The organism is Streptomyces sp. NPDC054961, from assembly GCF_053609145.1.
The window spans coordinates 64,390-74,980 of record NZ_JBSGWY010000040.1 but is presented as its reverse complement, the minus strand read 5'-3'; the positions used below and the strand labels follow the sequence as shown (position 1 = coordinate 74,980).

General features: G+C 70.6%; 7 protein-coding genes. 6 read left to right on the top strand and 1 reads right to left on the bottom strand.

Annotated elements, in window-relative coordinates; all coding sequences use genetic code 11:
- The coding region (locus ACWF9Z_RS28980; RefSeq protein WP_453606703.1) for an IucA/IucC family protein at positions 1-1,850 on the top strand (1,850 nt) is incomplete at its 5' end.
- Between the two features lie 52 nt (positions 1,851-1,902).
- A complete protein-coding gene (locus ACWF9Z_RS28975; RefSeq protein WP_453606700.1) occupies positions 1,903-3,873 on the top strand; it encodes an ATP-dependent DNA helicase in 1,971 nt (656 codons plus the stop codon).
- A 132-nt stretch (positions 3,874-4,005) separates the two neighbouring features.
- Here the strand turns inward: ACWF9Z_RS28975 and lexA are convergent, their stop codons facing one another.
- Positions 4,006-4,797: a transcriptional repressor LexA gene (gene lexA / locus ACWF9Z_RS28970; protein WP_356654579.1), complete on the bottom strand. Its 792-nt coding sequence runs from the start codon at positions 4,795-4,797 to the stop codon at positions 4,006-4,008.
- 481 nt (positions 4,798-5,278) lie between these two features.
- Between lexA and nrdR the strand changes: the two genes are divergently transcribed.
- The 4 genes from nrdR to ACWF9Z_RS28950 all read left to right on the top strand — a co-directional run bounded on the left by nrdR (position 5,279) and on the right by ACWF9Z_RS28950 (position 10,578).
- Positions 5,279-5,791, top strand: coding sequence for a transcriptional regulator NrdR (gene nrdR, locus ACWF9Z_RS28965; RefSeq protein ID WP_356654577.1), 513 nt, complete (start codon positions 5,279-5,281; stop codon positions 5,789-5,791).
- Between the two features lie 166 nt (positions 5,792-5,957).
- Positions 5,958-8,843: a vitamin B12-dependent ribonucleotide reductase gene (locus ACWF9Z_RS28960; protein WP_453606697.1), complete on the top strand. Its 2,886-nt coding sequence runs from the start codon at positions 5,958-5,960 to the stop codon at positions 8,841-8,843.
- A gap of 245 nt (positions 8,844-9,088) precedes the next feature.
- A complete protein-coding gene (locus ACWF9Z_RS28955) occupies positions 9,089-9,940 on the top strand; it encodes an arylamine N-acetyltransferase family protein (RefSeq protein ID WP_453606694.1) in 852 nt (283 codons plus the stop codon).
- A gap of 32 nt (positions 9,941-9,972) precedes the next feature.
- Positions 9,973-10,578, top strand: a complete 606-nt coding sequence (locus ACWF9Z_RS28950; RefSeq protein WP_453606692.1) for a YdbC family protein — start codon at positions 9,973-9,975, stop codon at positions 10,576-10,578.
- The last annotated feature ends 13 nt before the right edge of the window (positions 10,579-10,591 follow it).

Below are 10,591 nucleotides of genomic sequence, written 5' to 3'. Positions count from 1 at the left end.
CCCCGGCCCCGGCCCCGGCCCCGGCCCCGGCCCCGGCCCCGGCCCCGGCCCCGGCCCCGGCCCCGGCCCCGGCCCCGGCCCCGGCCCCGGCCCCGACGGCCTCGGGCGACACCTGGACCCTGACCCTCGACGACGGCAGCAGCCTCGGCTTCCGGGCCCGCCGCCGTGCCTACGGCAGCTGGCACGTCACACCGGACACGATCACCCTCACCCCCGCCCCGTCCCTCCCGGCCGCCGGGACGCCGACCGGCGCCGGGACCTCGACCGCCGCCGGGACCCCGGCCGCCGCCGGGACCTCGACCGCCGCCGGGACCGCGACGGCCTTCGGCGACCCCTTCGCCTTCCTCATCCGGGCCCGCGCCCTCCTCGGCCTCGACGGCGCCACCCTCGGCCACCTCGTCCGCGAGCTCAGTGCGACCCTCGCCGCCGATGCCCGCATCGACCACACCGCACTCACCGCGGACGTCCTCGCCGACCTCGACTACGCCGCTCTCGAAGGTCACCAGACCGGCCATCCCTGGCTCGTCCTGAACAAGGGCCGGATCGGGCTCTCCTCCTCCGACACCGCCGCCTGGGCCCCCGAGGCACGCACCCCCCAGCGCCTGCCCTGGCTCGCCGCCCACACCTCCCTCGCCCAGTACCGCGGCACCGCCGGCCTGGAGGACCCCGCGCGCCTCTACTCCGCCGAGCTCGACCCCGTCACCCGCGCCGTCTTCGACCGCGCCCTGCGCGACCGCGGCCTCGATCCGCTCGGCTACCTCTACCTCCCCGTCCACCCCTGGCAGTGGGACGAGGTCCTCCTGCCCCTCTTCGCCCCGGCCCTCGCCGCGGGCACCCTGGTCCCGCTCCCCGCCGACCCCGACCTGCGCCTCCCGCAGCAGTCGATTCGCACCTTCCTCAACCTCACCCGCCCCGACCGGCACAGCGTCAAGCTGCCGCTCTCCGTCCTCAACACCATGGTCTGGCGCGGCCTGCCCTCCGACCTGGCCCTCGCCGCGCCCGCCGTCACCGCCTGGATCCACTCGCTCCGCGACGCGGACCCCTTCCTGCGCGACGAATGCGGAGTGATCCTGCTCGGCGAGGTCGCCTCCGTGACCGTGCGCCACCCCGTCTACGAGGAGCTCCCCGAGGTCCCGTACCAGTACAAGGAACTGCTCGGCGCGATCTGGCGCGAGCCGCTGGACGGCCACCTCGCCCCCGGCGAGCGCGCCCGTACCCTCGCCTCGCTCCTGCACACCGACCCCCGCGGCCGCTCCTTCACCGCCGAGCTCGTCGCCCGCTCCGGCCTGGCCCCCGCCGTCTGGCTGCGGCGCCTCTTCGCCGCCCTGCTGCCGCCGCTGCTCCACTTCCTCTACCGCTACGGCACCGTCTTCTCCCCGCACGGCGAGAACGCCATCGTGATCTTCGACGAGCACGACGTGCCGGTCCGCCTCGCGGTCAAGGACTTCGTGGACGACGTCAACATCAGCGACGAGCCCCTGCCCGAGCTCTCCGCCATGCCCGGCGAGGTCCGCGCGGTGCTGCTCACCCAGCCCGCGGACTTCCTTCCCCAGTTCATCCACTCCGGTCTGTTCATCGGAGTCTTCCGCTACCTCACCGTCCTCTGCGAGGACCGGCTCGGTGTCCCGGAGGAGCAGTTCTGGTCCCTCGTACGGGCGGAGATCCTGCGCCACCAGGCCCGCTTCCCGGAGCTGAAGGAGCGCTACGAGCTCTTCGACCTGCTCGGTGAACGCCTCGTGCGCCTCTGCCTCAACCGGAACCGCCTCTACGAGGACGGCTACCGCGACCGCCCCGACCGCCCGAACGCGGTGCGCCACGGCACCGTCCCGAACCCCTTGTACCGGGCATGAGTCCTCATCGGTGCGGTCGCTGTCGGTGGCGACCCGTAGGGTTGGCACTGCTATGACGAAGCCCTCCCTCCCCGACCTGCTGCACGCCGCCGTCTCCGCCGTCGGCGGCACGGAGCGCCCCGGCCAGGTGGCCATGGCCGAAGCCGTCGCCGAAGCGATCGACGACAACTCCCACCGCCTCATCCAGGCCGGTACCGGCACCGGTAAGTCCTTGGGCTACCTGGTGCCGGCCCTCGCGCACGGCGAGCGCGTGGTCGTGGCCACGGCGACTCTGGCCCTCCAGCGCCAGCTCGTCGAACGCGACCTCCCCCGGACGGTGGAGGCGCTGCATCCGCAGCTCCGCCGCCGCCCGCAGTTCGCCATGCTCAAGGGCCGCTCCAACTACCTCTGCCTGCACCGCCTGCACGAGGGCGCCCCGCAGGACGAGGAGGAGGGCCTCTTCGACCAGTTCGAGGCGGCCGCGCCCACCAGCAAGCTCGGTCAGGACCTGCTGCGGCTGCGCGACTGGGCGGACGAGACGGAGACGGGCGACCGGGACGACCTCACCCCGGGCGTCTCGGACAAGGCCTGGGGGCAGATCTCGGTCTCCTCCCGCGAGTGCCTGGGCGCGACGAAGTGCGCGTACGGCGCCGAGTGCTTCGCGGAGGCGGCCCGTGAGCGGGCCAAGCTCGCGGACGTGGTCGTCACCAACCACGCGCTGCTCGCCATCGACGCCATCGAGGGCGCCCCGGTGCTGCCCCAGCACGAGGTGCTGATCGTCGACGAGGCTCACGAGCTGGTCTCCCGGGTGACGGGGGTCGCCACCGGCGAGCTCACGCCCGGCCAGGTCAACCGCGCCGTGAAGCGCTCGGCGAAGCTGGTCGACGAGAAGACCGCGGATTCCCTCCAGACGGCCTCCGAGACCTTCGAGCGCGTCATGGAGCTCGCGCTCCCCGGCCGGCTCGAGGAGATCCCCGAGGACCTCGGCTACGCGCTGATGGCCCTGCGCGACGCCTCGCGCACCGTGATCTCGGCGATCGGGAACACCCGCGACAAGTCCGTCCACGACGAGGACGCCGTGCGCAAGCAGGCCCTCGCCGCCGTGGAGAGCGTGCACGGGGTGGCCGAGCGGATCATGGCCGGCTCCGAGTACGACGTCGTCTGGTACGAGCGCCACGACCGCTTCGGCGCCACGCTCCGCGTCGCTCCGCTGTCGGTGTCCGGGCTGCTGCGCGAGAAGCTGTTCGAGGACCGCTCGGTGGTCCTGACCTCCGCGACCCTCAAGCTCGGCGGCGACTTCAACGGGGTCGCAGGGTCGATGGGCCTGTCCCCCGAGGGCGTGGAAGGGGGCGACGTCCCGCAGTGGAAGGGCCTGGATGTCGGCTCGCCCTTCGACTACCCCAAGCAGGGCATCCTCTACGTCGCCAAGCACCTGGCCACCCCCGGCCGCGAGGGCACCCGCGGTGACATGATGGACGAGCTCGCGGAGCTGATCGAGGCGGCCGGCGGCCGTACCCTCGGGCTGTTCTCCTCGATGCGCGGGGCGAAGGCCGCCGCCGAGGAGCTGCGCGGCCGGCTCGACAACCCGATCCTGCTCCAGGGCGAGGAGACGCTGGGCGAGCTGATCAAGGCTTTCGCCGCGGACCCGAAGACCTGTCTGTTCGGAACCCTCTCGCTGTGGCAGGGCGTGGACGTGCCCGGTCCCAGCTGCCAGCTGGTGGTCATGGACCGGATCCCGTTCCCCCGCCCCGACGACCCGCTGATGAGTGCCCGGCAGAAGGCGGTCGAGGAGCGTGGCGGTAACGGCTTCATGGCCGTCGCGGCGACACATGCGGCGCTGCTGATGGCGCAGGGCGCGGGCCGCCTCGTACGGGCCACCGGGGACAAGGGCGTCGTCGCCATCCTGGACCCCAGGCTGGCCACGGCCCGGTACGGGAGCTTCCTGCGGGCCACGCTGCCGGACTTCTGGTACACCACGGACCGCAACCAGGCCCGCCGCTCCCTGGCGGCGATCGACGCGAGCGCCCAGGCCGAGGGTAAGTAGGCCCCGGGCCGAGGGCACGCAGGCAAGGTAGAGGCACGTAGGCAAGGCAGGCGGGCAGGGAACGGCATGCGGGCGCAAAGCAGCCCTGGGACCGGCGCAGTAGGTCCCAGGGCTGGATGGGGGCGCGGGGGATCAGACCCGGCGCAGTACCGCGACGACCTTGCCCAGGATGGTGGCCTCGTCGCCGGGGATCGGCTGGTAGGCGGCATTGTGCGGAAGCAGCCAGACGTGGCCGTCCTCGCGCTTGAACCGCTTGACCGTGGCCTCGCCGTCGAGCATGGCGGCGACGATGTCGCCGTTCTCCGCGACGGGCTGGCGACGGACGGTGACCCAGTCGCCGTCGCAGATGGCGGCCTCGATCATCGAGTCGCCGACGACCTTGAGGCAGAACAGCTCACCGTCTCCCACCAGCTGGCGGGGGAGCGGGAACACGTCCTCCACCGACTCCTCGGCGAGGATCGGGCCGCCGGCCGCGATCCGGCCGACCAGCGGGACGTACGAGGCCGCGGGCTTGCCCGTGGTGTCCGTGGGCTGCGAGCTGGGCTGGTCCGAGCCGCGCACCTCGTAGGCCCGGGGGCGGTGCGGGTCGCGACGGAGGAAGCCCTTGCGCTCCAGGGCCATCAGCTGGTGTGCGACCGACGACGTGCTCGACAGGCCGACGGCCTGGCCGATCTCCCGCATCGACGGGGGGTAGCCCCGCCGCTGCACCGAGTCGCGAATGACCTCGATGACCCTCCGCTGCCGGTCCGTGAGGCCGGAGCTGTCGGCGCGGATGCCTGGAGGTCGCCCCGGCAGTGAGCGTGCGGGGCGTACGGCCTCCGCCTCCGGGTTAAGGCTTGCGTCGTTCATGGCATGCACCGGCTCGAGTCGGCTCTGGGAGCGGTTCTGGGCAGTGATGGTGGCACTGTCTGCGGTGGTGGTCACGTCGGCGGCCCCTCTCGAAATGTTCTCCCTAGCTGGACAACGGTAGTTGCTTTCGAAAGGTTGCGCCAAACACACGTTCGAGTGAAAAATCGGAGATCGCTCGCCGTGGTCACTTCGCGGGGTGTATAGACGGCCTTCAGGGCTGCCCGGACCGAACGCGGGTTCGGCTCCGGAGGCACTGATTACGGTACCCTTCCGGGTCGGGTCGCCACCGTCCGGGCTCGCGCCCAGTGTGGCACCGCGACGCCCCGTATCCGGCCATCGGACGCTGCGACACGCGGAGCGGCGAAAATCGACCACAACCCAAGATCTAGTGGTTGGATGAGCGCTGCCACCCAGGAGTTGTGGTCCACGGTCTGCCGGGGGCCCCGACATCGCATATGCTTGTGGCTGCTTCACGAGCCCCCGACAGAGCCTCGACTCTGCCGGTCAGGGGCCTCGTGAGGTGATTCAGCCGTGCCAAGAGGAGGGTGAGGGAACCATGCACTGCCCCTTCTGCAGGCACCCCGACAGCCGTGTCGTCGACAGTCGGACCACCGACGACGGCACGTCGATCCGCCGCCGCCGCCAGTGCCCCGACTGCTCTCGTCGCTTCACGACGGTGGAGACGGCCTCGCTGATGGTGATCAAGCGCAGCGGGGTGACCGAACCCTTCAGCCGTACCAAGGTCATCTCCGGCGTGCGCAAGGCGTGCCAGGGGCGGCCGGTCACCGAGGACGCCCTCGCCAAACTCGGCCAGCGGGTCGAAGAGGCACTGCGTGCCACCGGGAGCGCCGAGCTGACCACCCACGACGTGGGTCTGGCCATACTCGGCCCGTTGCAGGAGCTCGACCTGGTCGCGTACCTCCGGTTCGCGTCCGTTTACAAGGCGTTCGACACACTCGAAGACTTCGAGACCGCCATCGCGGAACTCCGCGTGCCGCGGCCTCACCCAGAAGAGTGCGGGAACGGTGGGACCGCTCCGGTCCCCGTGCCCGCCTCCGCCGCCGACTGACCGGAAAGCCCGCGCCGCGCTGCATTCGCACCGCGGAGCGGCCGGCCAGCCCGGGGGCCCCTCCAGCGAGAGCTGGGGGAGAAGAGACGTAGATACAAGACACAGCACCGTGCCGCGGAATATCGCTGGCACTTTAGGGCGTTTTGCCCGCATTGGGAGGAACGGCATGACAGAGACGGCGAGCAGCTCGGCGCGAGGTTCCCGCGCCAAGGGAACCAAGACTGCCAAGAGCGGCCTGCGGATCGAGCGCATCCACACCACCCCGGGCGTGCACCCGTACGACGAGGTGAGCTGGGAACGCCGTGACGTCGTCATGACCAACTGGCGTGACGGCTCGGTGAACTTCGAGCAGCGTGGAGTCGAGTTCCCCGACTTCTGGTCGGTGAACGCGGTCAACATCGTCACCAGCAAGTACTTCCGCGGCGCGGTCGGCACCCCGCAGCGCGAGACCGGTCTGAAGCAGCTCATCGACCGGATCGTGAAGACGTACACGAAGGCCGGCGAGGACTTCGACTACTTCACGTCGCCCGCAGACGCGGAGATCTTCGAGCACGAGCTGACCTACGCCCTCCTGCACCAGATCTTCAGCTTCAACTCGCCGGTGTGGTTCAACGTCGGCACGCCCCAGCCGCAGCAGGTCTCCGCCTGCTTCATCCTGGCCGTCGACGACTCCATGGAGTCGATCCTCGACTGGTACAAGGAAGAGGGCATGATCTTCAAGGGCGGCTCCGGCGCCGGCCTGAACCTCTCCCGCATCCGCTCCTCCAAGGAGCTCCTCTCCTCCGGCGGCAACGCCTCCGGCCCGGTCTCCTTCATGCGCGGCGCCGACGCGTCCGCCGGAACGATCAAGTCGGGCGGCGCCACCCGCCGCGCGGCCAAGATGGTCGTGCTGGACGTGGACCACCCGGACGTCGAGGACTTCATCGCGACCAAGGTGAAGGAAGAGGAGAAGATCCGCGCGCTGCGCGACGCGGGCTTCGACATGGACCTGGGCGGCGACGACATCACGTCCGTCCAGTACCAGAACGCCAACAACTCCGTCCGGGTGAACGACGAGTTCATGACGGCCGTCGAGAACGGCACCGAGTTCGGCCTGCGGGCCCGCATGACCGGCGAGGTCATCGAGAAGGTCGACGCCAAGGCGCTCTTCCGCAAGCTCGCCGAGGCCGCGTGGGCCTGTGCCGACCCGGGCATCCAGTACGACGGTGTGATCAACAACTGGCACACCTGCCCCGAGTCCGGCCGCATCACCGCGTCCAACCCCTGCAGCGAGTACATGCACCTGGACAACACGTCCTGCAACCTCGCCTCGCTGAACCTGATGAAGTTCCTCGACGACGACGGCAAGGGCAACCAGTCCTTCGACGCCGAGCGCTTCGCCAAGGTCGTCGAGCTCGTCATCACCGCGATGGACATCTCCATCTGCTTCGCGGACTTCCCGACGCAGAAGATCGGCGAGAACACCCGCGCCTTCCGCCAGCTGGGCATCGGCTACGCCAACCTCGGCGCCCTGCTGATGGCCACGGGCCACGCGTACGACTCGGACGGCGGCCGCACCCTCGCCGCCTCGATCACCTCGCTGATGACCGGCACCGCGTACAAGCGCTCCGCCGAGCTGGCCGCGATCGTCGGCCCGTACGACGGCTACGCCCGCAACGCCGAGTCGCACAAGCGCGTGATGAAGCAGCACGCCGACGCGAACGCCGTCGCGCCGCGCACCGAGGACCTGGACAACGTCATCTGGGCCGCGGCCACCGAGGCCTGGCAGGACGTCCAGCGCCTCGGCGAGAAGAACGGCTTCCGCAACTCCCAGGCCTCCGTCCTCGCGCCGACCGGCACCATCGGTCTCGCGATGTCCTGCGACACCACCGGTGTCGAGCCGGACCTGGCCCTGGTCAAGTTCAAGAAGCTCGTCGGCGGCGGCTCGATGCAGATCGTCAACGGCACCGTCCCGCAGGCCCTGCGCCGCATGGGCTACCCGGAAGAGCAGATCGAGGCGATCGTCGAGCACATCGCCGAGCACGGCGTCGTCGTCGACGCCCCGGGCCTGAAGACCGAGCACTACTCGGTGTTCGACTGCGCCATGGGCGAGCGTTCCATCTCCGCGATGGGCCACGTCCGCATGATGGCCGCGATCCAGCCCTGGATCTCCGGTGCGATCTCGAAGACGGTCAACATGCCGGAGACGGCGACCGTCGAGGAGATCGAGGAGATCTACTTCGAGGCGTGGAAGCTCGGCGTCAAGGCGCTCGCGATCTACCGCGACAACTGCAAGGTCGGCCAGCCCCTCTCCGCCAAGAAGAAGGAAGAGGAGAAGGCCGAGGTCACCGAGAAGGCCGAAGGGACCATCCGCGCGGCGGTCGAGAAGATCATCGAGTACCGCCCGGTCCGCAAGCGCCTTCCCAAGGGCCGTCCCGGCATCACCACCTCCTTCACGGTCGGTGGCGCCGAGGGCTACATGACCGCGAACTCCTACCCGGACGACGGTCTCGGTGAGGTCTTCCTGAAGATGTCCAAGCAGGGTTCGACCCTCGCGGGCATGATGGACGCCTTCTCCATCGCCGTCTCGGTCGGTCTGCAGTACGGCGTCCCGCTGGAGACGTACGTCGCGAAGTTCACGAACATGCGCTTCGAGCCGGCCGGCATGACGGACGACCCGGACGTGCGCATGGCGCAGTCGATCGTCGACTACATCTTCCGCCGCGTGGCGCTCGACTTCCTGCCCTTCGAGACCCGCTCGGCCCTCGGCATCCACTCGGCCGAGGAGCGTCAGCGCCACCTGGACACCGGTTCCTACGAGGCGCTCGAGAACGAGCTCGACACGGAGTCCCTGACCCCGTCGGCCTCGCTCGCGGCGGTGCCGGCCCCGAAGCCGGTCGCGGTCGCCCCGCTCCCGGCCCCCAAGACGGCGCACTCCAACGCCGAACTGGTCGAGATGCAGCTCGGCGTCTCCGCCGACGCTCCGCTCTGCTTCTCCTGCGGTACGAAGATGCAGCGCGCGGGCTCCTGCTACATCTGCGAGGGCTGCGGCTCCACCAGCGGCTGCAGCTGAAAACGAGCGCACGGGCACGCGACGCATCATTGAGCATCCGTGTTCAAGTCGCTGACCTGTAGATGAGAGAGGGAGTCGCCCCCCGGGGCGGCTCCCTCTCTTTCGCTATGGCCCGCGGTGACGGCCGTCGGCGTGAGCGACGCGTCGAGGGCGCGGAGCCGAGGCCGGGCGGGTGGAGAACGGGTTGGTGTGCAGCCCGGTCATGGCGATCATTGTGGCGGGGCCGGCACGGCAGGTGCCCCCGAATGCACGGTGCGTCGAGCGGGGGAAGCATGTGGAGCGGTGACGAACTGGATCTGGACGCCTATCTGGCGAGGATCGGGTGGCGGGGCGGGGAACCCCGGGCGGATCTGCGGACGTTGAAGGAAGTGCACCGGGCCCACACCGGCGCCATCACCTTCGAGAGTCTGGACGTGCTGTTCGGCCGCCCTGTCGGGCTGGACGTCAAGTCGGTCGAAGCCAAGCTCGTGCACGACCGCCGCGGCGGCTACTGCTACGAGCAGAACACGCTGCTGGCCGCTGCCCTGGAGCGGATCGGCTTCGAGGTCTCCGGGCGCGGTGCCCGCAACCGGACCCGGGGGGACACCCTCCTCGCGGTGACGCACGCCGTCCTCGTCGTCACCGTCGAAGGGGAGCCGTGGCTCTGCGACGCCGGGTTCGGCTGGCAGGGTCCGTGCGAGCCCGTGCCGCTGGCGCGCCCCGGCGCCGAGGTGCGGCAGGGGGAGTGGGTGTTCCGCGTCCGGGAGGAGGCGGGCGGGGTGCTCGTGCTCTGCGCGTCCCGCGAGGGGAGTTGGCGGGACCTGTACGCCTTCTCCCCGCAGCCCTACCACCCCGTCGACTACGTCGTGCTCAACCACTACAGCTCCTCGCACCCCCGCTCCGCCTTCGTCGGCCAGGTCATCGTCCAGTACCCCGGCGAGCGTGCCCGGTCGGCGCTCGTGGGGCGGGAGCTTTCCCGGTTGCTGCCCGACGGGCGGGTGGAGCGGCGGGCTGTCGCGGCCGAGGAACTGCTCGCCGTGCTCGAGCGGGAGTTCGGCCTTCGACCGTCCGATCGAGATGCGGCCGAACTCCTGCGGATGTACCGCGCCGAGGACTGACCCAGGCCCTGCCGGGCCCGTACGATGGCGCCGTGCTGGTCAAGTGGATTCGCTGCACGGTGACGGACCGACGCGGGTTCGAGCGCGGGCAGCGCAAATGGGCGGGGCTGCCCGGCGAACCCGGATTCCGGGGGCAGGGCGGTGGCTGGAGCCGGGGCCGGCAGGGGGTGGCGCACGTCTTCGCGTTCTGGGAGAGCCGCTCCTTCTACGACTCCTTCATGGCCCGCTCGCACGACCGGCTGGCCGCTTCCCAGAGCGGCACCTACACCGACGCGCGCGTCACGCTCTTCGACCACCGCTTCGACGTGAAGACCGGCTTCGAGCCCCGCTTCACCGACGCCGACGTGGTCCGGGTCGCCCACACCCGGGTGCGCGAGGGCAGGGTGGACCACTTCGCCCTCATGCAGGAGAAGGTGTGGAATCCGGCCATGGCGGGCTCGCCCGGCATGGTCCGCGGCCTCTTCGGCGAGGCGCCCGGCCGCGAGTTCCTGGTGCTGTCGATGTGGCGGAAGGCCGCCGAACACGGCAAGTACCGCCAGGAGCGGGTCGAGCGGCTCTCGCTGCGCGCCCAGATCCAGGCCGACGTGGAGGCGCTCACCGGGGACGTGGTCGACCTCGAGTCCGCCTGGACGGTATGACCGGCGTGCCCGG

Bases quoted from the DNA above. Each gene is read 5' to 3' on its own strand.
- ACWF9Z_RS28975 (WP_453606700.1), top strand. From the start codon at position 1,903: ATGACGAAGCCCTCCCTCCCCGACCTGCTGCACGCCGCCGTCTCCGCC.
- nrdR (WP_356654577.1), top strand. From the start codon at position 5,279: ATGCACTGCCCCTTCTGCAGGCACCCCGACAGCCGTGTCGTCGACAGT.
- ACWF9Z_RS28960 (WP_453606697.1), top strand. From the start codon at position 5,958: ATGACAGAGACGGCGAGCAGCTCGGCGCGAGGTTCCCGCGCCAAGGGA.
- ACWF9Z_RS28955 (WP_453606694.1), top strand. From the start codon at position 9,089: ATGCACGGTGCGTCGAGCGGGGGAAGCATGTGGAGCGGTGACGAACTG.